The sequence below is a fragment of the Achromobacter insolitus genome, from assembly GCF_002209555.1.
In the GTDB taxonomy this organism is placed as follows: domain Bacteria; phylum Pseudomonadota; class Gammaproteobacteria; order Burkholderiales; family Burkholderiaceae_B; genus Achromobacter; species Achromobacter insolitus.
Map to the genome: position 1 here is coordinate 180,311 of NZ_NJIF01000010.1, position 20,008 is coordinate 200,318.

General features: G+C 65.0%; 19 protein-coding genes. 13 read left to right on the forward strand and 6 right to left on the reverse strand.

What is annotated here, in order from left to right:
- Positions 1-2 precede the first annotated feature (2 nt).
- The 3 genes from CEY08_RS25065 to guaB form a co-directional block, all read right to left on the reverse strand.
- The gene (locus tag CEY08_RS25065) at positions 3-995 is read right to left on the reverse strand and encodes a restriction endonuclease (RefSeq protein WP_076814063.1); all 993 of its coding nucleotides are present in this window, start codon (positions 993-995) and stop codon (positions 3-5) included.
- Positions 996-1,242: 247 nt separating this feature from the next.
- Positions 1,243-2,835: a glutamine-hydrolyzing GMP synthase gene (gene guaA / locus CEY08_RS25070; RefSeq protein ID WP_042793935.1), complete on the reverse strand. Its 1,593-nt coding sequence runs from the start codon at positions 2,833-2,835 to the stop codon at positions 1,243-1,245.
- Between the two features lie 117 nt (positions 2,836-2,952).
- Positions 2,953-4,413: an IMP dehydrogenase gene (guaB, locus tag CEY08_RS25075; protein ID WP_042793936.1), complete on the reverse strand. Its 1,461-nt coding sequence runs from the start codon at positions 4,411-4,413 to the stop codon at positions 2,953-2,955.
- A gap of 191 nt (positions 4,414-4,604) precedes the next feature.
- Here guaB and CEY08_RS25080 point away from each other — a divergent pair, with 191 nt between their 5' ends.
- Together CEY08_RS25080 and CEY08_RS25085 are read left to right on the forward strand one after the other, a co-directional pair.
- Complete coding sequence (locus CEY08_RS25080) at positions 4,605-5,255, forward strand: DUF2239 family protein (RefSeq protein ID WP_076814069.1); 651 nt, start codon at positions 4,605-4,607, stop codon at positions 5,253-5,255.
- A gap of 302 nt (positions 5,256-5,557) precedes the next feature.
- Positions 5,558-5,938, forward strand: coding sequence for a DCC1-like thiol-disulfide oxidoreductase family protein (locus CEY08_RS25085; protein ID WP_042793939.1), 381 nt, complete (start codon positions 5,558-5,560; stop codon positions 5,936-5,938).
- Here the strand turns inward: CEY08_RS25085 and CEY08_RS30220 are convergent, their stop codons facing one another.
- Positions 5,939-6,100 (reverse strand): hypothetical protein, encoded by a 162-nt coding sequence (locus CEY08_RS30220; RefSeq protein WP_232033847.1) that lies wholly within the window; start codon positions 6,098-6,100, stop codon positions 5,939-5,941.
- 200 nt (positions 6,101-6,300) lie between these two features.
- Positions 6,301-7,023 carry a carbonic anhydrase gene (locus tag CEY08_RS25095; protein WP_076814073.1) on the reverse strand — a complete coding sequence of 241 codons (723 nt, stop codon included), beginning with the start codon at positions 7,021-7,023 and terminating at the stop codon, positions 6,301-6,303.
- A 552-nt stretch (positions 7,024-7,575) separates the two neighbouring features.
- Between CEY08_RS25095 and CEY08_RS25105 the strand changes: the two genes are divergently transcribed.
- From CEY08_RS25105 to CEY08_RS25120, 4 genes are all read left to right on the forward strand, one after another.
- Positions 7,576-8,067 (forward strand): hypothetical protein, encoded by a 492-nt coding sequence (locus CEY08_RS25105; RefSeq protein WP_232033846.1) that lies wholly within the window; start codon positions 7,576-7,578, stop codon positions 8,065-8,067.
- A 1-nt stretch (position 8,068) separates the two neighbouring features.
- Complete coding sequence (locus tag CEY08_RS25110) at positions 8,069-8,668, forward strand: OmpA family protein (protein ID WP_076814075.1); 600 nt, start codon at positions 8,069-8,071, stop codon at positions 8,666-8,668.
- Between the two features lie 129 nt (positions 8,669-8,797).
- A complete protein-coding gene (locus tag CEY08_RS25115; RefSeq protein WP_076814077.1) occupies positions 8,798-9,007 on the forward strand; it encodes a DUF7661 family protein in 210 nt (69 codons plus the stop codon).
- A 283-nt stretch (positions 9,008-9,290) separates the two neighbouring features.
- Complete coding sequence (locus CEY08_RS25120) at positions 9,291-9,524, forward strand: hypothetical protein (protein ID WP_042793944.1); 234 nt, start codon at positions 9,291-9,293, stop codon at positions 9,522-9,524.
- 27 nt (positions 9,525-9,551) lie between these two features.
- On the opposite strand, the gene CEY08_RS25125 is transcribed toward CEY08_RS25120, so the two are convergent.
- A complete protein-coding gene (locus CEY08_RS25125) occupies positions 9,552-11,753 on the reverse strand; it encodes a TonB-dependent receptor (RefSeq protein WP_076814082.1) in 2,202 nt (733 codons plus the stop codon).
- Positions 11,754-11,997: 244 nt separating this feature from the next.
- Here CEY08_RS25125 and CEY08_RS25130 point away from each other — a divergent pair, with 244 nt between their 5' ends.
- From CEY08_RS25130 to CEY08_RS25160, 7 genes are all read left to right on the forward strand, one after another.
- Positions 11,998-12,975: a LysR family transcriptional regulator gene (locus CEY08_RS25130; protein ID WP_042793946.1), complete on the forward strand. Its 978-nt coding sequence runs from the start codon at positions 11,998-12,000 to the stop codon at positions 12,973-12,975.
- Positions 12,972-14,435: a flavin-containing monooxygenase gene (locus CEY08_RS25135; RefSeq protein ID WP_076814083.1), complete on the forward strand. Its 1,464-nt coding sequence runs from the start codon at positions 12,972-12,974 to the stop codon at positions 14,433-14,435. The genes CEY08_RS25130 and CEY08_RS25135 overlap by 4 nt, the downstream gene beginning before the upstream one ends.
- Positions 14,432-15,406: an ABC transporter permease gene (locus CEY08_RS25140; protein ID WP_063640032.1), complete on the forward strand. Its 975-nt coding sequence runs from the start codon at positions 14,432-14,434 to the stop codon at positions 15,404-15,406. The genes CEY08_RS25135 and CEY08_RS25140 overlap by 4 nt, the downstream gene beginning before the upstream one ends.
- Positions 15,403-16,317 (forward strand): ABC transporter permease, encoded by a 915-nt coding sequence (locus tag CEY08_RS25145; RefSeq protein WP_042793948.1) that lies wholly within the window; start codon positions 15,403-15,405, stop codon positions 16,315-16,317. The genes CEY08_RS25140 and CEY08_RS25145 overlap by 4 nt, the downstream gene beginning before the upstream one ends.
- Positions 16,314-17,324 carry an ABC transporter ATP-binding protein gene (locus CEY08_RS25150; RefSeq protein WP_063640034.1) on the forward strand — a complete coding sequence of 337 codons (1,011 nt, stop codon included), beginning with the start codon at positions 16,314-16,316 and terminating at the stop codon, positions 17,322-17,324. The genes CEY08_RS25145 and CEY08_RS25150 overlap by 4 nt, the downstream gene beginning before the upstream one ends.
- Positions 17,321-18,346 carry an ABC transporter ATP-binding protein gene (locus tag CEY08_RS25155; protein ID WP_063640036.1) on the forward strand — a complete coding sequence of 342 codons (1,026 nt, stop codon included), beginning with the start codon at positions 17,321-17,323 and terminating at the stop codon, positions 18,344-18,346. Before CEY08_RS25150 ends, CEY08_RS25155 begins: the two co-directional genes overlap by 4 nt.
- A gap of 75 nt (positions 18,347-18,421) precedes the next feature.
- A complete protein-coding gene (locus CEY08_RS25160; RefSeq protein WP_076814087.1) occupies positions 18,422-20,005 on the forward strand; it encodes an ABC transporter substrate-binding protein in 1,584 nt (527 codons plus the stop codon).
- Positions 20,006-20,008 lie beyond the last annotated feature (3 nt).

A 20,008-nucleotide genomic window follows, 5' to 3' on the forward strand; every position in this document is an offset into this window, starting at 1 on the left:
GGTTAGGCCGGCCAGTACAGCCGCTTCAACGGCACGATCCGTTTGGTTTCAGCGTCGGTCCCGTCGTAGTGCTCAATCAGCGCCCGCACCACGTGGTCCAGCGTCCACATCGCCAACGGAATGGAGGCGCGGTCAGCTTCGTACAGGGCATCCTTGCTGAAGCCGCCCGTGCTGACGTACAGCCCGCGATCATCCTTGTGGCGGCCGCCGAGGAAGCTTCGGATTTCCTGGCTACCCATCTGTCCCTTGCGATGCTTGACCTCCACGACGATGCGCGGATGTTCGAAGCCGAAGCCGTCCGGCGAGGCCACGATGTCCTTCCCACGGTCCGAGCCAGGCGGCGAAACCTGGGTCTTGTAGCCCATGGCGCGCAGGATGCCGGCAACTAGCTGCTGCATGTCATCCCAGTCCAGTTCGTTGACCCGATCCTTGATGCGTTCCAGTGCCTGAGACTCGATGTCGGCCAGTGGATCGGCGACGACTTCCTCGGCCTCCTCTTCGACTGCTGGCGCTGGTTTGCCCTTCAGTGCGGCCAGCACTTCCGCTGCCGCGCTGGACGGTACCTCGAAGAGGGTCAGGGTCGAACCCAGGCTGTTCTTGCTGCTCGTGCCTAAGTTGTCGCGTGGCAGTTCCTGTGCTTGCCACTGCACCTTGCGCGCCAGGGGCATGCCTTGCTCTGCCCACTCGGGGTGGTGCTCGGCTGGTCCAGCGACATTGCCGATCGAGTACAGGCGATTGGGGGGCGAATAGGTGATGACCCAGTCGCCCTCTTGGATGTCGTTGACGAAGCGCCAGACCTGGGATGCGCCCGAAACCACCGTGCCTTGTTTGGCCAGGGGCTCAGCGGAATGGTACAGGGCGATCAACTGCTTGCGTCCGACACCGGGCTTGGCATGAGGCGCCAACTGATTCCAGCCCACGGCAGCTACGCCGCGTTCCCGAAAGGCGTCATACAAGCTGCCGCCATCGCCGCGTACCATCCACATCCGCGCCATTGCGTTCCCTCTTGTGTTAACAGTCGACAGTCCAACACGACCAAGGATGTGGTCGGCCGGAAATACCGGGCATTGAAATCTCTACGGCCGCAGATTATTTTTTTACCTAATCTGCAAACGTTGCACACCGATCAGCAGAGCAAGGTCCGAATAATAACTCGTCCCTTAAATCACATGAACGACTGCCGTCGCTGGAATGAAAAGAGCGCCGAAGCGCTCTTTCGTTTACCTCAACCCTTGAACAGGATCACTCCCACTCAATCGTCGCAGGCGGCTTGCTCGACACGTCGTACACGACCCGATTAATACCGCGCACTTCATTGATAATCCGCGACGAAACCCGAGCCAGCAGCGGATGCGGCAGCGGCGCCCAGTCGGCGGTCATGAAGTCGAAGGTCTGCACGGCGCGCAGGGCCACGACGTATTCGTAGGTGCGGCCATCGCCCATCACGCCCACCGACTTCACCGGCAGGAACACGGCGAAGGCTTGGGAGGTCAGCTCGTACCAGGTCAGGCCGCTGGCCTCGTCCTTGGTGTTGCGCAGTTCTTCGATGAAGATGGCGTCGGCGCGGCGCAGCAGCTCGGCGTATTCATGCTTCACTTCGCCGAGGATGCGCACGCCCAGGCCGGGGCCGGGGAACGGGTGGCGGTAGACCATCTGCGGCGGCAGGCCCAGGGCCACGCCCAGTTCGCGGACTTCGTCCTTGAACAGTTCGCGCAGGGGTTCCAGCAGTTGCAGGTTCAGCGTGTCCGGCAAGCCGCCCACGTTGTGGTGCGACTTGATGGAGGTGGCCTTGCCGGTCTTGGCGCCAGCCGATTCGATGACGTCGGGGTAGATCGTGCCCTGGGCCAGCCACTTGGCGCTCTTCTGCTTGCCGGCCTGTTCCTGGAACACTTCGACGAATTCGCGGCCGATGATCTTGCGCTTGGCTTCCGGATCCGCCACGCCGGCCAGCTTGCCCATGAACTGGGCGGTGGCGTCGATGTGGATGATCTTCACGCCCATGTTTTCGGCGAAGGTCTGCATGACCTGCTTGCCTTCGTCCAGGCGCAACAGGCCGTGGTCGACGAACACGCAGGTGAGCTGGTCGCCGATGGCCTTGTGGATCAGCGCGGCGGCAACCGAGGAGTCCACGCCGCCGGACAGGCCCAGGATGACTTCGTCCGAGCCGACCTGCTCGCGGATGCGGGCAACGGCTTCGGCCACGTAGTCGGGCATGTTCCAATCGCCCTGGCATTCGCAGATTTCGTTCACGAAGCGGGCCAGCATGGCCTTGCCCTGGACGGTGTGCGTGACTTCGGGGTGGAACTGGACGGCGTAGAACTTGCGGTCTTCGTCGGCCATGCCGGCGATGGGGCAAGATGGCGTGGAAGCCATCAGCTTGAAGCCCGGGGGCAGTTCGGTGACCTTGTCGCCGTGGCTCATCCAGACCTTCAGCATGCCGTGGCCTTCGGGCGTAGAGAAATCCTCCAGGCCTTCCAGCAGCTTGGTATGGCCGTGCGCGCGGACTTCGGCGTAGCCGAATTCGCGGTGGTCGGAGAAGCTGACCACGCCGCCCAATTGCTGCGCCATGGACTGCATGCCATAGCAGATGCCGAGGACTGGCACGCCCAGTTCGAACACCGCATGCGGCACGCGCATGGAGCCTTCTTCGTAGGCGGAAGCGTGGCTGCCCGACAGGATGATGCCCTTCAAGCCTTGCGCCATCTGGTCGCGCACGAAGGCGTCGTCGACGTCGCCGGGGTGCACTTCGGAGTAGACGCCGGCTTCGCGGACGCGGCGGGCGATCAGCTGGGTGACTTGCGAACCGTAGTCGAGAATGAGGATGCGCTGGTGCATGGAGACTCTACCGGTAAAGAATAAAACCGCAGTAAATAAAACCGCACCGGCAGAACCGCTGATTCATTTGCGGTTCTGCCGGTGCGTGATGCATGACATTGTAGTTGACTGTACGGATCAGTCGGCGCGGTAGTTGGGCGCTTCCTTGGTGATCTGTACGTCGTGCACGTGGGACTCGCGCACGCCCGCGGAGGTGATCTCCACGAATTCAGTCTTGGTGCGCATATCGTCGATGGTGGCGCAGCCGCAGTAGCCCATCGAGGCGCGGATGCCGCCCACCAGCTGGTAAATGATGGCCAGCACGCTGCCCTTGTAGGGGACGCGGCCTTCGATGCCTTCGGGAACCAGCTTGTCGGCGTTGTTGGCCGGATCCTGGAAGTAACGGTCGGCCGAGCCGTCCGTCATGGCGCCCAGGCTGCCCATGCCGCGGTAGGACTTGTACGAACGGCCCTGGAACAACACGACTTCGCCCGGTGCCTCTTCGGTACCGGCGAACATGCCGCCCATCATGCAGGCGAAAGCGCCGGCGGCCAGGGCCTTGGCGACGTCGCCCGAGTAGCGGATGCCGCCGTCGGCGATCAAGGGCACGCCCGTGCCTTCCAGCGCCTTGGCGACTTCGGAGATGGCATGGATCTGCGGCACGCCCACGCCGGCGACGATGCGGGTGGTGCAGATGGAGCCCGGGCCGATGCCGACCTTGACGCCGTCGGCGCCGTACTCGACCAGCGCGCGCGCGGCGGCCGCGGTGGCGATGTTGCCACCGATGACTTCAACCTTGGGGTAGTTTTGCTTGACCCAGCGCACGCCTTCCAGCACGCCCTTGGAGTGGCCGTGAGCGGTGTCGACGATGAGGACGTCGACGCCGGCCGCAACCAGCTTTTCCACGCGTTCTTCGGTGCCGGCGCCCACGCCCACCGCCGCGCCCACGCGCAGCTGGCCTTGGGCGTCCTTGCTGGCCATCGGGTGTTCGGTGTTCTTGACGATGTCCTTGACGGTGGCCAGGCCACGCAGTTCAAAGCCGTCGTTCACGATCAGCACGCGCTCCAGGCGGTGCTTGTGCATCAGGGACTGCGCCTCTTCCAGCGTAGCGCCTTCCTTCATGGTGACCAGCCGTTCCTGCGGCGTCATGATGTTGCGCAGGGGTTGGTCCAGGTTCTCTTCGAAGCGCAGGTCGCGGTTGGTGACGATGCCGACCAGCTTGCGCCCTTCGACCACCGGCAGGCCCGAGATGCCATGTTGGCGCTGCAACGCGATGGCGTCGCGCACTTTCATCTGGGGGGTGACGGTGACCGGGTCGATCACGATGCCGAACTCGTGGCGCTTGACGCGGGCCACTTCACGGGCCTGGGCATCAGCGGACAAATTCTTGTGGATGATCCCGATGCCGCCCTCTTGCGCCATGGCGATGGCCAGACGCGATTCAGTCACGGTGTCCATGGCGGCGGACACGAGCGGGATATTCAGGGTGATGTTGCGAGTGAGGCGCGTAGCCAGGGAAGTGTCGCGAGGCAGGACCTCGGAATACGCAGGCACCAGCAACACATCGTCGAAGGTGAGCGCTTTTTGTACGAGACGCATGGGTAACTCCGGGCGCAAAGCAAGATTATACGCCGCCCACGTGTTTTGCCTAGGTGTTGACCCTAGGTTATGGGGGATATTTATGCGCTGGGAACCGGCCCGCGCTCCTCTGAATTATTTTTACCCGGGTGTATTGACTTCAATTTCTACCCGGATCATAATTCCACTGCAATTTTTACCCGGATTAAATAATGAACACTCCCTCCACACGCCCTCCTCTCGATCCGCACACCGCATTCGCCGGCTACCGGCTACTTGCCGCCGGCGCGCTGGCCGATGTGGCCCTCGCCGTCAAACAGGCCATGGACGCCGGAACCGACGCCACCATCCTGGTGTTCGACGACCGGACCGGCAAGCAGACCGACCTGGACCTGAGCGGCGACCCCGCCGCGATCGCCGAACGCCATCACGTCCCGACCGATCCGTCGCCACCGGCGTCAGAACCCCTGCCCGACGCATCCGACGAGACACAGCCGCGCGGCCGGGGCCGTCCCAAGCTGGGAGTGGTGGCGCGCGAAATCACCCTGCTTCCCCGCCATTGGGACTGGCTGAGCGCGCAGCCGGGCGGCGCCTCGGTCGCCTTGCGCAAGCTGGTGGAACAGGCGCGCCGTGATAACGAAGCGCGGGACCGCGCGCGCAAGCGCCAGGAGGCCGCCTACCATTTCATGTCCAGCATGGCGGGCAACCTGCCGGGGTTCGAGGAAGCGACGCGGGCGCTGTATGCCGGGGACCGGGAGCGATTTGCGCGGCAGATTGCCGAATGGCCCGTCGACGTGCGCGACTACGCCATGACGTTGGCATGGGACGGCCTGGACGAGGTTGCCGCCGAATCCCACCCTTGAATCGGGACGCGGGGCGGCTTCGCCCCGCGCTTCCAAATGCCGCTGCGGCATTTCCTCACCTCAACATCGGCCACAAGCTGGGCGCCAGCAACGCCCCCATGACCATGTTGAACCACTGCAGGCGCCACGCTGCGCAACCTGCTGCGCCGGCGCCTGGGCCACGGCGTGCGCCAGATGCGCTGAGGGCGGACGCGCGCCCGCGCATGGTTGCCGCCCGATGGGCGTATCGCGCGATATGCGTTTTAATCGGGAGTAAGCGGCAGGCGCGCTTTCCGCGCCCGCGCAATCCCTCACGGTGCATCATGGCCATCGCAAAGAATTTCCTGCTCTACGACGGCGACTGCCCTTTCTGCTCGAACTATGTGCGGATGCTGCAATTGCAGAAGGCCGTCGGCCCCATCGAAATGCTGAATATGCGCGATCATCCCGACCTGGCGGTGGCCTACAAGGCGCAAGGCTATGACCTGAATCAGGGCATGCTGCTGCACCTGGACGGCCAGGATTATTGGGGTGCGGACTGCATCAACCGGCTGGCGCTCATCAGCACCGGCAATGACCTGTTTAACAGCGTCAACGCAGCCGTGTTCCGCAACCGCTGCCTGTCGACCGCGCTCTATCCTTTCATGCGCACGGGCCGCAGCCTGGCGCTGACGCTGCTGGGCAAAAAGAAGATGCAGATGTAGCTAAGCGCCGCCCGCGGCTCTTGCCAAGGGCTCCTGGACAGGCTCGATCTGTTCGCCGGCATCGGCGCCGCAACGCCGCCACCCCGATGCCGGGTCGCGCTTGTCATGCAGATAGTCCCAGTCCGTACCGCACGCGGCGCAGGTAAACGCTTCGTGTTGCACGTTCCGCCGCGCCTGCCCGAACGATCTCACCACCCCCAGGCTGATCAGGTTTTCATGTCCGGGCGCATCGCGCCGGTTCGTTATGATCGCCTCGCATTTTTCGCACGCCCCCATGCCTCTCCCCTTTCAATATCCTTTCAGCTGGATATTACGAAGGGAAAAGCGTTCAAAGCTCAGCAATTCTCACCGCTACCCAGGCGTCATACCAAGGCAACCTTGCCCGTGGCCAGGCTGTAAACGCCGCCGACCACGCCCAGCTTTTTCTGCTGCACCATCTCTTGCAGCAGCGGCTGCGCGGCCTTCAGGCGTTCGACGGCCAGACGCACATTTGCCTGGACCGCCGCGGCCATCAAGTCCTTCGCGCCAGACTTGCTCGCGAGCTCGACGGCCGGCTTGATTGCGTTTACCAGCGCTGGCAGATGGCCCGGGTACTCGGTCTTGTCCTTCAGCGCTTTCACCGTCGCGTCCACCGCGCCGCAATTGTCATGGCCCAGCACCAGGATCAGCGGCGCGCGCAATACCAGCGTGCCGTACTCCAGGCTGGCCAGGCCGTCTTCATTCACGAAGTTGCCAGCCACGCGCACGATGAAGAGGTCGCCCGGCCCCTGATCGAAAGCCAGTTCCGGCGCCACCCGCGAATCCGAACATCCGAGGATGGCGGCGATTGGCTTCTGCGTCACGGCGCGAGCAGCTCGCCCCGCGGAGTAATCCCGCATGTTCGGCTTGTTGGCCGCATAGCGGGCATTGCCGGCCATCAGGCGCTTCAAGGCCTCGTCGGGACCGATGTCGTTTGACGGCACTGCCGCGCGGGCATCGCCCAGCCAGCCTGAAGCGCCGGCTGCCGCCGCCGCGGCGGCCGCGCCGAACAGGAGCCGGCGGCGATTGAATTGAGGGGCATACGCGCAAGAAGAACAGTCGCACATGGGACTCTCCTGAAAGACGGACGTCTAGGAAAACTGCGCATGACCATTGTGTTGCTGCCGCGGAACCAGCGGCGCGCAAACGCGCTGCAGCAACGCAAAAAAAGCCGCGACAAGAAGGCTTGAGAAACGCGCCCGGCGGGCGTAACGTGAAAGCGCGGCATATGCCGCGGCACCTGCATAGGTACGCACCATGACGCCCAACACCCCCCATTCCAAGCCTGTCCAGCCGGCATCCGACGCGCACGCGGCCCCGCATGCCGACAAAGAACGCGCCCGCGTGGACCAGCAGCATGAGCAAGCCCGTCGCAAGGCCTTGGTCGGCTCGCAGCACAAGGACAACATGCGCAGCGTCGCCGCGCCCCCGCCACCACGGCCACCGCGGCGGATAAGGCTGCTTGCCGCTAGATTCCGTAACGTCTTGGTAAAACATCAAACTGAAATAAGCGCCTGAAAGTCGGACCATCAGGGGTTGAGTTTTGGACTAGGCCGAAAGCATGAGCTCCGGCCTGGCTACCGTGCCCTGAAGGTTTTCAACGACAAAGGACGCTTACCGTGACTCCGATCAGAAAGACCGCCGCCGCCTGTGCGCTGGGCGCCTTCATGACCCTGGCAGCAGCCGGCTCGGCCGCTTTCGCCCAAGGCCAGGCCGACGCCCCCGCGCCCCTGGCCACGGGCCTGACCGACTCAGGCAGCGCCGAAGGCCAGGTGATCGAAGCCGTGCGCAGCGGCGACATCCTGTCGATCAAGATACGGTTCAAGCCCATCGTCGCGGGCAAGACCGAGATGGTCTATTCGCAGATCAGCCCGCGCGACTATGAAGACAGCTTCTACGTGATCGCTGGCAACAAGAAGCACTTGCTGCTGAAAGACAGCAACGACAAGCCGCTGACCAATCCCAAGCTGCTTCTGCGCACCGCCAAGGACGCCCCCATCGCCGGATCCTGGCAGGGCAAGTTCCCTGCCCCGCCCAAGGAAATCAAGGAGGTATCGCTGACGATACCGGGCGTCGAGACCTTCGACGCCATCAAGATCACCGACCGCTAGCATGGCCGCCGCCACGCGCGCGCCCACCTTCCTGGCCGCAGCGCTACTCGCTGCCGCCAGCGGCTCCTGGGCGCAAGAGCCCCCTTACAAGGCCGAGATCCGCGATCTGCAGGCCACCATCCTGGACCTGAAGGGCCTGCCCTCGGATGCCAGCGGCGGCATATCCGACCTGAATGCGCAGATCGACGGGTTGGCCGCTCGCCACGACGCCCTGTCGGTACGACAGGACAAGAATGCCGTGACCGTCGCCATGCAGGGCGATGTGCTGTTCGATTTCGACAAGACCGCCATTCGACCGGCGGCCGAGCCTACGTTGCGGGATATCGCCAGCCTGATCAAATCCAGTTCGGCCGGCACGGTGACCATCGAAGGCCATACCGACGCCAAAGGATCCGCCTCGTACAACAAGGACCTGTCCCTGCGCCGCGCGCAGGCGGTGGCGCAATGGTTGGCAAGCCACGGCGTGGACAAGTCGCGGCTCGCCGTCAAGGGGCTGGGCGACACGCAACCGGTCCAATCGAACCGGCTGGCCAATGGCGCGGACAATCCGCAAGGCCGCGCGCAGAACCGGCGGGTGGAGTTCGTGTTGCCCAAGCACTGAGCACGGCGTGGAATTGCTAACCTGCGGCTGTACAGGCGCTCAGCCCAGCCTCACAAGCCTTGCGGCGATTTACGCGCAACGTGGCTGAGGAACTGGCACTGACGTGGTCATGAACGTCGCGGGGCATCCATGAGATTCGACATCTACGGCAGGTTTCAGCTGGACATCCACCGCGAAGGCGCTGCCTGGGTGGTGTACAGATCGAATGCAGGCAAACGCGTACGCGCTGCCGACCTCACCGTTCCTTCTGAGGTGTCCGCCGATGAACTGGCGGAGTACCTGGACGACGTGTATCACGAGTTGTCCGGTCCAGGCCAACGGATTGCCCGTATCGGCTAGCGTTGCCGGCCTATTCCTCTTCGCCGTACCCGAAAGGCCAACGGCGCTTGTTCGGCTCGGGGGCGGGTTGCTGGCTGTGCATGACGGGCTCCTGAGTATCCATTACCGAATACTACCGGCATTGGCCCGATCGAACTGCAAAGGTTCGCAAAGATCATGGAAATCGTGCTGACGCAGCCCCATCCGTGTTTCTAACACAAGGCCGGCGCAGCCCGCATCGGGGCTAGAACGTATGCCATTTCATAGGCTGGCGCGTAGGATTGAAGCCGTACGGGAGAGCGCCATGCCAGATTCCAACTGGATTTGCGGCAGCGAGCCGCCGGATCGCCAGGGATTCTTCGAGACGGAATTCAATACTGGCCAGACCGAAGTCACGATGTACTCCATATTGGGCTGGATGCCGCCAGTGCACCGTGGATACGTCGTCAGGTGGCGCCTGCTGGAACCGGCGGTGGAGCAGGCGGAGATCGAACGCTATCTGTATTACCGCCGCGAAGGCGGCCGCGGTCATTCATGAGCCGCGGCCTGCCAATGGCGGTAGCGATCAGAACTTGTAGCTCGCGGTCAGCATGGCCGCCCGGCCGTCGCCATACTCAAGGGCGGAAGAGCGCGACTCGCTGCCCAGCACCTGGCGCACTCGCTCCACATAAGCCTTGTTGCCCAGGTTGTCCACGTTGAGCTGGAGCCTGAAGTGCTTGTCCACGTCATAGGAAACCATGGCGCTGTGCACAAGGTAGCTTGGCAGTTCCCCGCTCCCCTGCCCCGTGACGTTGCGAGAGCCGATGAAGCGCGCGCCGTAGCCCAGCGTCCATGTATCGACGGGCTTATAGGTGGTCCACAGGCTGAAGGAAGAACGAGGCGTGTTGCCCAGCCGCTGCCCTTCGCGCTCGGGGTACGCTGACGAACTCAGCGTCTTGGCCTGGGTATAGGTGTAGTTGGCGAAGACGTTCCAGCGCGGGGTGATGGCGCCTGCCGCGCCCAGTTCCAGGCCGCGCGAGCGTTGCCGCCCGACTAGCGCCTGGGTGCCATCGGCCATGCGTTCGCGCACATTGGTTTTTTCGATCTGGAAAAGAGCCGCTGTCAACCCAAGCTTGCCACCCAACACGTCCCACTTGGTGCCGAACTCTATCGCGCGGTTCTTTTCCGGGTCGAGGTCGCTGGTGGTGGCAGTGAAGCCCGAGCCTGTGGTGACCAGGCTCTCCGCCGACGGGTTGAACGAGGTGCCGTATGACGCATAGATGCGGCCGTTGTGGGCGGGCTTGAAAACGATGCCGACGCGACTGCTTAGCTTGCGGTCGGTGCCCGATACGCTGGTGACGTCGCCGGCGGGCGTAGTGCTGCGCAGCGCGGCGTCGATCCAGTCGTAGCGCAGGCCCAGGCTTAGATCCCACTGGCGGGCCAGCGCGATGGTGTCCATGAGATAAAGCGCCTTGACCTCCAGGCTGGTCTTGTTGCGGCCCGAATACGATTTGGCGGTGGGGCCCGTCCAGTACCCCGGCGGATGGGACAGATCGTAGCCCGCGGCGGGGAAATGGCGCCCGATATTGTACGAATAGGTATCGCGTTCGTAGGTTTCGCGCGAGAACTCGAAACCGCTGACCATGGTGTGGCCCAGGCCGAAGGCGTCGAATTCAGTGCTCAGCGTGGTCTGGTTGGCCCACATATCGGTGACCGAGTCGCGCCCGTAGGCCTGCGGGCCCGCAGGCCGGTAACGGCCAGGCTCCAGTGCCCGCGTATTCACGTGCGAGGCGGAAACGACGGTGTCGCGGCTGACGCGGGAGTAACGGCTCAGGTTCTGCAACTTGGCCTTGTCGTTGAACGTATGCACCACCTTGGCCGTGACCGCGTCGGAATCGATATTCTCGCGGTCGAGGTTGCGCCAGCCGAAGTAGGCATGCTGCGACACGCCGTCCAGCCGGGAGCCCTGCAAGGCCGGCAGGCCGTAGTCGGGCAAGTTGTGGTCGCGCTGGTGGATGTAGCTGAGGGTAAGCCGGGTGGGCCCGGTCATCCCCAACGTGAGCGAAGGCGCCACGCCCCAGCGGTGCCGGTAGATCTCATCGCGGCCGGCGACGTCGCTGCGGTGGCCCATGAGGTTGAGGCGGAAGGCCGCGAAACCGTCGGAACCGGGAAGCTCATGGTTGGCATCAAGCGTAGCGCGACGATAGCGGGCCGTTCCCAGGCCGGCGGAAACTTCCGTGAAACTGCCTTCGCGGGCTTCCTTGCTGACCATGTTGACCGAGCCGCCGGTGGTGCCGGCGCCGCCATACACGGAGTTGGGCCCCTTGATGACTTCGACCGATTCCAGGTTGAACATGTCGGTGCGGCTGGTCTGGGCGCTGTCGCGCAAGCCATCGACCTGCATATTGGTAGTGGCGGCAAAGCCGCGGATGCTGAACATATCGCCGGAGCCGCCCCCGCCTTCCCCGGCGTTGAAGGTAATGCCCGATACGTTGGACAACACCTGGCGCAGGCTTTGCGCATTCTGCTCCTGGATGATCTCGCGCGGCACGACCGTAATGGTCTGGGGCACGTCGAGCAGAGGCACGGGATACTTGGCCGAACTGGACTGGTTGGCCTTGTACCCCTCCACGGGGGAAGCCGAGACCGTGACCGGGTCGAGGACATGGGGCGCGGTGGATGCGCCGCCATCCGCATGGGCCGGGGCGGCCAGCGCGACTACCGCCATGGCGGAGATGAAGGGCGCGCCAGGAGCGAGGGTGTGGGCAAAGAGAGGCTTGCAAGCCATAAACAGACTCCAATTGAATGCGAATGATTCGCACTCAATTTTCATCAAGACTGGCCAGCGTTTGCCTAAGACAATTCTTAAATTGCGGAGCCCCGTGCCCCGCCCCTCCTAAGCCCTTGAAATAACTGCTAGTTATGAAATTCCCTGATGAAAACCCCATCAGGGAATTTACTTATGCGCTTTAATTATTTGCAAAGCGCATACTTGCCGGGCAAGAATTCGTCCTTGGCATAAATCAATTCAGATGGAACTTCGTCAACTCGAGGCCTTCGCGGCCGTCATGTCCACGGGCAGCGTCACGGCTGCCGGCCGGTTGTTGGGACGCTCGCAGCCGGCCATCAGCCGCCTGCTGCAGGAGCTGGAAGCCGAGATCGGCTACCCCTTGTTTGCCCGCAGCGGCCCGCGCGTGACGCCTACCGAGCAGGGTTTCCTGCTGTATGACGATGTGGAACGCGCGCTGGCCAGCCTGCAGCAGATCCGCAGCCGCGCCGACGAAATCGCCCGAGGCCAGGCCCAGCCGCTGCTGATGGCTGCCACCTCCGCCCTGGCGGCGGGCCTGGTGCCCGATGCGCTCAAGCGCATTGAAGACCGCGTTGGCGCCGCGCGCATACAGCTGCGCAGCGCATCGCCGGAACGCGTGGTACACGCCGTGCTGTCGGGCGCCGCCCAGCTGGGCGCGACCAGCCTGCCGCTGGAACACCGCGGCCTGACGGTGCACTGGATCGGCCAAGCGCCCTGCGTAGCCGCGTTGCCGGAAGACGATCCGCTGGCACAGCAAGCCGTGGTGCCGGTGGCGGCACTGGCGGGGCGACGCATGATCACGATGGCCAACCCGTACCGGCTGCGCCGCCGCCTGGACGCCGCGCTGGCGCAGAACGCCCATACGCCGGGCACCATGGAAACCAATTCGTCCGTCAATGCCCTGGCCGCCGTGCGCGCCGGACTGGGCGTGTCGGTGCTGGAGCCGATCACCGCCTACGGCGCCCCCATGCCGGGCGTGGCGATCCGCCCCATCGACCTGGACATTCCCTTTTTCTTCGGGGTCATCACCCCACAGTCGCAAACGCTGACGCCGGCCTGCCAGGCCATGGCGGACGCGCTCGCCCAAGCCGCCGCCGCTTTGCTGCCCGGCTTCGCCCTGCATGACGCCGCCGAGCACTCGGCGCTCTTGCAGTCGATCTATGGCGACGACGCCCCTCTTACGGAATCCCCTGCTATATGAACCTGCCCCTAGCCAACCCGCCGCAAGGCTTAGCCGCGCTGGAAGCGCGCTTGCGGCAAGACCTGTCCTGGCTGGAAATCCCGGCCAAGAACTGGGTGATCCCCCGTTTAGTCGACGGGCAGCCCGTACTGGACGTGGCCGTCGTCGGCGGCGGCATGGCCGGTCTGGCGGCGGCCGCCTCGCTTAAGCATCTGGGCGTCAACGCCCCGATCTTCGATCAGGCGCCCGCGGGTTATGAAGGCCCATGGGCCACCACGGCGCGCATGGAAACGCTGCGCTCGCCCAAGCAACTGACCGGCCCTGCGCTGGGCCTGCCCGCGCTGACCTTCCGCGCCTGGTTCGAGGCCCAGTTCGGCTCCGAAGCCTGGGAAGCGCTGGACAAGATCCCGCGCCTGCAATGGATGGACTACCTGCGCTGGTACCGCCGCGTGCTGGAACTGGACGTCCGGAACGAGCACCGCATCCTGGCCGTGCTGCCGCGCGCCGACAAGCTGGTGCAGCTGGACATCGAATCCCCCGCCGGCCGCAGCACGGTACTGGCGCGCCGCGTGGTGCTGGCGACGGGCCGCGACGGCCTGGGTGGTGCCTATGTGCCTGAATTTGCGAAGAAGCTGCCGCGCAACCGCTGGGCGCATTCGTCCGACGTAATGGACTACAACACGCTGGCCGGCAAGCGCGTGGGCGTGGTGGGCGCGGGCGCGTCGGCCATGGACAGCGCGGCCACCGCGCTGGAAGCGGGCGCGGCCAGCGTCGACCTGCTGATCCGCCGCAACGACATCCCCCGCATCAACAAGGGCAAGGGCGCAGGCAACCCTGGCTTGACCCACGGCCACCTGACCCTGCCCGATGAATGGAAGTGGAAGATCCGCCACTACATCAACGCGGCCCAGGTGCCGCCGCCGCGCGGCAGCACGCTGCGCGTCTCGCGTCACCCCAACGCCCGCTTCAACCTGGGTTGCGGCGTGCAGGACCTGGCGCTGGTTGACGACGAAATCCGCGTCACCACGCCGAAAGGCGTGTTCACGCTGGATTTCCTGATCTTCTCCACGGGTTTCCGCATCGACTGGACCGTGCGCCCGGAATTCGCCGCGCTGGCGCCGCACGTGCGGGCCTGGGGCGACCGCTACGTGCCGCCAGCCGGCGACGAAGACCAGGAACTGCATGATTCGCCCGATCTGGGCGCCGTGTTCGAGCTGCAGGAAAAGACCCCGGGTGCCTGTCCCGGCCTGGACCGCGTGCATTGCTTCTCCTACCCCGCGGCGCTGACGCAGGGCACGATCTCGGGCGACATCCCGGCCATCAGCGAAGGCGCCAAGCGCCTGGCGCAAGGCATCGCCGGGCTGTTCTACCGCGAGGACGTTGAGACGCACTACGCCAACATGGAAGCGTTCTCGGAACCCGAGGTGTTCGGCGACGAATGGACCCCGGCGCCCGCCCCCCAAGCGGAGACCGCGCAATGACCGGCTGGTTGCTGCGCCGCGTGGCGCAAGCCGCAGTGGTTGTCTTCCTGATGACGCTGATCGTCTTCGTGGGCCTGCACGCCATCGGCAACCCGGTGGACATCCTGATCGGCCAGGACGTGGACCAGGTGGACCGCGCCCGCATCATCGCCGAACTGGGCCTGGACAAGCCGCTGTGGGAACAGTACCTGGCGTTCCTGAACGGCGCCCTGCACGGCAATCTGGGCAACAGCTTCGTCTACAACATCCCTGCCGTCGAGCTGGTGATCCAGCGCCTGCCGGCCACCTTCGAACTGGCCATCGCCGCGATGATGCTGGCCGTGGTCGTGGGGCTGCCGCTGGGCCTGTACGCGGGCCTGTATCCGGACAGCAGGTTCTCCAAGATGATCATGGCGGGCAGCATCGTCGGCTTCTCGCTGCCGACGTTCTGGATTGCGCTGATGCTGATCATGACCTTCAGCGTGTCGCTGGGCTGGCTGCCTGCCAGTGGCCGCGGCGAAACGGTGGAGTTCCTGGGCTTCCAGTGGTCCTGGCTGACGGCCGACGGCTGGCGGCACCTGATCCTGCCGGCGTTCAACCTGTCGCTGTTCAAGATTTCGCTGGTGATCCGCCTGACCCGCGCCGGCGTGCGTGACGTGCTGCCGCTGGACTTCGTGAAGTTTGCGCGCGCCAAGGGGCTGTCTCCCTTGCGCGTGGTCTGTGTGCACGTGCTGCGCAACACCATGATTCCGCTGGTGACGGTGCTGGGCCTGGAGCTGGGCTCCACCATCGCCTTCGCCGTGGTGACCGAAAGCATCTTCGCCTGGCCCGGCGCCGGCAAGCTGATCCTGGACAGCCTGAACGCGCTGGACCGCCCCGTCATCGTGGCCTACCTGATCGTGGTGGTGTGCCTGTTCGTGACCCTGAACCTGATCGTGGACATTCTCTATAAAGTGCTGGACCCGCGGGTGCGGCTGGAGGCCTCGGCATGAGCGCCGTATCGACAAACCCCACTCCCGCGCTGCGCCGCGAATCGCCGTGGCGGCGCAACCTGGCCGAGTTCATGTCGTCCAAGACGGCGGTGCTGGGCCTGACGGTGGCCACGCTGCTGATCCTGGCCGCCATCCTGGCGCCCTGGATCGCGCCGCAGAACCCCTATGACCTGCTGCAGATCGACGTGTTGGACGCGCGCCTGCCGCCGGGCAGCATGAACGGCCTGGACACCTTCCACTACTGGCTGGGCACCGATGGCCAGGGCCGCGACCTGCTCTCGGGCATCCTGTATGGCTTGCGCATCAGCCTGATGGTGGGCGTGGGCTCGGCCGTCATCGCCGGCATCGTCGGCACGCTGCTGGGCCTGTTGGCCGCCTACGCCGGCGGCAAGGTCGACGCGCTGATCATGCGCCTGGTGGACCTGATCCTGTCGTTCCCGTCCATCCTGGTGGCCATGATGATCCTGGCCTATCTGGGCAAGGGCGTGGGCAACGTGGTGCTGACGCTGGTGATCCTGGAATGGGCCTACTACGCCCGCACCGCTCGCGGCCAGGCCCTGGTCGAGCGCCGCCGCGAATACGTGGAAGCCGCCCGCTGCCTGGACATCCCCAACTGGCGGATCATGCTGAAGCACATCCTGCCCAACTGTTTGCCGCCGCTGATCGTCATCGGCACGTTGCAGATCGCGCGCGCCATCACGCTGGAAGCGACGCTCAGCTTCCTGGGCCTGGGCGTGCCCGTGACCGAACCTTCGCTGGGACTGCTGATCTCCAACGGCTTCCAGACCATGCTGTCCGGCGAATACTGGATCAGCTTCTACCCCGGCATCGCGCTGCTCGTCACCATCGTGGCGATCAACCTGGTGGGCGACCGCCTGCGCGACGTGCTGAACCCGAGGACCCACAAATGACCGCCGCCAGCATCACTTCCGGCGCGCCGGCCACCCTGGAGGTGCGCAACCTGCGCACCCACTTCCATACCCGAGCGGGCGTGCTTCCCGCCGTGGACGACGTTTCCTTCACGCTGGAACGCGGCAAGATCCTGGGCCTGGTCGGGGAGTCCGGCTCCGGCAAGTCCGTCACGGGCTTTTCCATCATGGGCCTGGTCGACGCGCCGGGCCGTATCGTGGGTGGCGAGGTCCTGTTCCAGGGCCGCGACCTGACCAAGCTGGCGCCACGCGAACTGCGCCGCCTGCAAGGCAACCGCATCGCCATGATCTTCCAGGACCCGATGATGACGCTGAACCCCGTGCTGCGGGTGGACGCGCAAATGATCGAGACCGTGCGCGCGCACAACAAGATGAGCGTGGCCCAGGCTCGCGCCTTGTCGCGCGACACGCTCGGCATGATGGGCATTCCCAGCCCCGAAGAACGGCTGCTGGCCTATCCGCATCAGCTGTCCGGCGGCATGCGCCAGCGCGTGGCCATCGCCATCGCCATGCTGCACCGGCCGGACCTGATCATCGCCGACGAGCCCACCACCGCGCTGGACGTCACCATCCAGGCGCAGATCCTGTCGGAAGTGCAGAAGCTCGCGCAGCAGCACGGCACCAGCCTGATCTGGATTACGCACGACCTGTCGGTGGTGGCCGGCCTGGCCGACGACGTGGCGGTGATGTACGCCGGCCGCATCGTCGAACACGGCACCGTCGACGACGTGCTGGACCGTCCGCAGCACCCCTACACCGTGGGCCTGATCGACAGCCTGCCCAGTAACAACCGGCGCGGCCAACGCCTGCGCCAGATACCCGGCATGACGCCGAACCTGCTTAACCTGCCCGCGGGCTGTGCCTTCGCGGCGCGCTGCTCGCGCGCCACCGCCGCCTGCGGCCAGCAACCCGGCATCACCGAGGCCCTGCCCGAACACAAAGTGCGCTGCTTCCATCCCAGCATCCAGACCAGCGAGGCGATGGCATGAGTACGACCGCCCCCGCTTCCAAGCAAACCCCGCTGATCGACCTGAGCCAGGTCAGCAAGCGCTTCGGCGAGCGCCCAGCCGGCCCCGCGGTCCGCGCCATGCAGCGCCTGGGCCTGTCCAAGCCGCCCGCCGTGACCCGCGCCGTCGACAACGTAGACCTGATCGTCAACCCCGGCGAGGTGGTCGGCCTGGTCGGCGAGTCCGGCTGCGGCAAGTCCACGCTGGGACGCATCGCCGCAGGCCTGCTCACGCCCTCGGGCGGCGAGATCCGCATCAACGGCGTGCGCCCGGCGGACATGAACGCCGCGCAGGCCCATGCCGCGCGCCTGCAAGTGCAGATGATCTTCCAGGACCCCTACGCCAGCCTCAATCCGCGCCTGCGCGTGGATGAAATCGTGGGCGAAGCGGCCCGCATCCACGGCCTGGTCGGCAATGGCGACTTCGACGATTACGTCAGCGCGCAGCTGGAACGCGCCGGCCTGGACCCGGCCCTGCGGCAGCGCTATCCGCACCAGTTCAGCGGCGGCCAGCGCCAGCGCATCGGCATTGCCCGCGCGCTCGCCGTGCAGCCCACCATGCTGGTGTGCGACGAGGCCGTGGCCGCGCTGGACGTGTCCATCCAGGCGCAGATCCTGAACCTGTTCATGGACCTGCGCGAAGACCTGGGATTGACCTATCTCTTCATCAGCCATGACCTGGGCGTGGTCGAGCACCTGTCTGACCGCGTCGTGATCATGTACCTGGGCCGCGTGGTGGAAACGGCCACGGTAGAAGAAGTGTTCCGCCGCCCCAACCACCCGTACACCCAGGCGCTGCTGGCCGAGATTCCCAGCCTGAAGTCGCGCCACAAGACCTTTACCGCGATCAAGGGCGAGATTCCCAGCCCGCTGAATCCGCCGGGCGGCTGCCATTTCCATCCGCGCTGCCCGCATGCGATGCCGCGCTGCAAGACCGAGGTTCCCACGCTGAAGGGAATCGCCATCAACCATCTGAGCGCCTGTCACCTGAACGACATGGCGTAAACGCATCCGCCGCGGCGCCCGCGCCACGGTTTTCCGAATTAACCGCTCGTTCCCCCTATACCAAGGACTCCGAACATGAAACGCCTGATTCTCACCACCCTGACCGCCGCCATCCTCGGCGCCTCCGCCGCCGCCAGCGCGGACGACCTGTCCATCGGCTTCGCCGACCCGCTGTCGTCCCTGGACCCCCAGCTGAACAACCACGCCGGCGACCGCTCGGTGGCGCTGCACTTCTGGGACCTGCTGATCGAGAACAAGTGGAACAAGCTGCAGCCCGGCCTGGCCGTGAGCTGGAAGCCGCTGGACGACACGACCTGGGAATTCAAGCTGCGCGAAGGCGTCAAGTGGCAGGACGGCACGCCCTTCACCGCCGACGACCTGATCTATTCCTACACCCGCGCGCGCGCGGTTCCGGGCAGCGTTGCCACCTACGCCGGCTACCTGCGCACCATCGACACCATGACCGCCAAGGATCCCCTGACGCTCATCGTCAAGACCAAGGCCCCCAACCCCGACCTGCCGCTGAACCTGGCCTCGGTGCACGTGGTCAGCAAGCACGTCGGTGAAAAGTCCACCACCGAAGACTACAACTCGGGCAAGGCCATGGTCGGCACCGGCCCCTACAAGTTCGTGTCCTACACTCCCGGCGACCGCGTCATCATGGAACGCAACGACGCCTACTGGGGCGACAAGCAGATCTGGGACAAGGTCAACTACCGCTACATCAACAACGCCGCCGCCCGCACTGCCGCGCTGCTGGCCGGCGACGTGGACGTGATCGACAAAGTCTCGGTGTCGGACCTGGCCAAGCTGCAAAAGGCCGCCAACATCTCGGTCTACCCGTACGACGGCCTGCGCGTCATGATCCTGCAGCCCAGCTTCAACCCGGCGCCCAACCAGTACATCACCGACAACAATGGCAAGGCGCTGGACAAGAACCCGCTCCTGGACGTGCGCGTGCGGCAGGCGCTGAACCTGGCCATCAACCGCAAGGCCATCGCCGACCGCATCCTGCAAGGCGCCGCCACCGAAGCCAACCAGTGGATGCCCAAGGGCACCTTCGGCTACAACCCCGACGTCAAGGACATTCCGAACGACGTCGCCCAGGCCAAGAAGCTGCTGGCGGATGCCGGTTTCCCCGAGGGCTTCAAGCTGACCATGCACGTGCCCAACGACCGCTACCCGCAAGGCCCGGAAACCGCCCAGGCCGTGGCGCAGTTCTGGACCCGCATCGGCGTGAAGACCCAGGTGGAAGTCGTGCCATGGGCTGTGTATTCGGGCCGTGCCAACAAGAACGAATTCGCGGTCAGCATGCTGGCCTGGGGCAACGGCACCGGCGAAGGCAGCTACGCGCTGGTCAACATCCTGGCCACCGCCGACGCCAAGAAGGGCCTGGGCGCATCCAACTGGGGCCGCTACAGCAACCCCAAGGTCGACGCCGCGCTGGAGCAATCCACCTCGGAATTCGACGTGGCAAAGCGTGAAGCCATCCTGCGCGACTCGGTCAAGATCGTGTCGGACGACGTCGGCATCATTCCGCTGTTCCACTACAAGAACATCTGGGCCACCAAGAAGGGCCTGAAGGTTACCCCCATGACCAGCGACCGCACGGCCGCCATGATGGTGACCAAGGAAGCTGGCAAAGAAGCAGGCAAGTAAGCC

Coding starts and splice junctions, on each gene's coding strand:
- CEY08_RS25065 (WP_076814063.1), bottom strand. CDS start 995: ATGGCGCGGATGTGGATGGTACGCGGCGATGGCGGCAGCTTGTATGAC.
- guaA (WP_042793935.1), bottom strand. CDS start 2,835: ATGCACCAGCGCATCCTCATTCTCGACTACGGTTCGCAAGTCACCCAG.
- guaB (WP_042793936.1), bottom strand. CDS start 4,413: ATGCGTCTCGTACAAAAAGCGCTCACCTTCGACGATGTGTTGCTGGTG.
- CEY08_RS25080 (WP_076814069.1), top strand. CDS start 4,605: ATGAACACTCCCTCCACACGCCCTCCTCTCGATCCGCACACCGCATTC.
- CEY08_RS25085 (WP_042793939.1), top strand. CDS start 5,558: ATGGCCATCGCAAAGAATTTCCTGCTCTACGACGGCGACTGCCCTTTC.
- CEY08_RS25095 (WP_076814073.1), bottom strand. CDS start 7,023: ATGTGCGACTGTTCTTCTTGCGCGTATGCCCCTCAATTCAATCGCCGC.
- CEY08_RS25110 (WP_076814075.1), top strand. CDS start 8,069: ATGGCCGCCGCCACGCGCGCGCCCACCTTCCTGGCCGCAGCGCTACTC.
- CEY08_RS25115 (WP_076814077.1), top strand. CDS start 8,798: ATGAGATTCGACATCTACGGCAGGTTTCAGCTGGACATCCACCGCGAA.
- CEY08_RS25120 (WP_042793944.1), top strand. CDS start 9,291: ATGCCAGATTCCAACTGGATTTGCGGCAGCGAGCCGCCGGATCGCCAG.
- CEY08_RS25125 (WP_076814082.1), bottom strand. CDS start 11,753: ATGGCTTGCAAGCCTCTCTTTGCCCACACCCTCGCTCCTGGCGCGCCC.
- CEY08_RS25130 (WP_042793946.1), top strand. CDS start 11,998: ATGGAACTTCGTCAACTCGAGGCCTTCGCGGCCGTCATGTCCACGGGC.
- CEY08_RS25135 (WP_076814083.1), top strand. CDS start 12,972: ATGAACCTGCCCCTAGCCAACCCGCCGCAAGGCTTAGCCGCGCTGGAA.
- CEY08_RS25140 (WP_063640032.1), top strand. CDS start 14,432: ATGACCGGCTGGTTGCTGCGCCGCGTGGCGCAAGCCGCAGTGGTTGTC.
- CEY08_RS25145 (WP_042793948.1), top strand. CDS start 15,403: ATGAGCGCCGTATCGACAAACCCCACTCCCGCGCTGCGCCGCGAATCG.
- CEY08_RS25150 (WP_063640034.1), top strand. CDS start 16,314: ATGACCGCCGCCAGCATCACTTCCGGCGCGCCGGCCACCCTGGAGGTG.
- CEY08_RS25155 (WP_063640036.1), top strand. CDS start 17,321: ATGAGTACGACCGCCCCCGCTTCCAAGCAAACCCCGCTGATCGACCTG.
- CEY08_RS25160 (WP_076814087.1), top strand. CDS start 18,422: ATGAAACGCCTGATTCTCACCACCCTGACCGCCGCCATCCTCGGCGCC.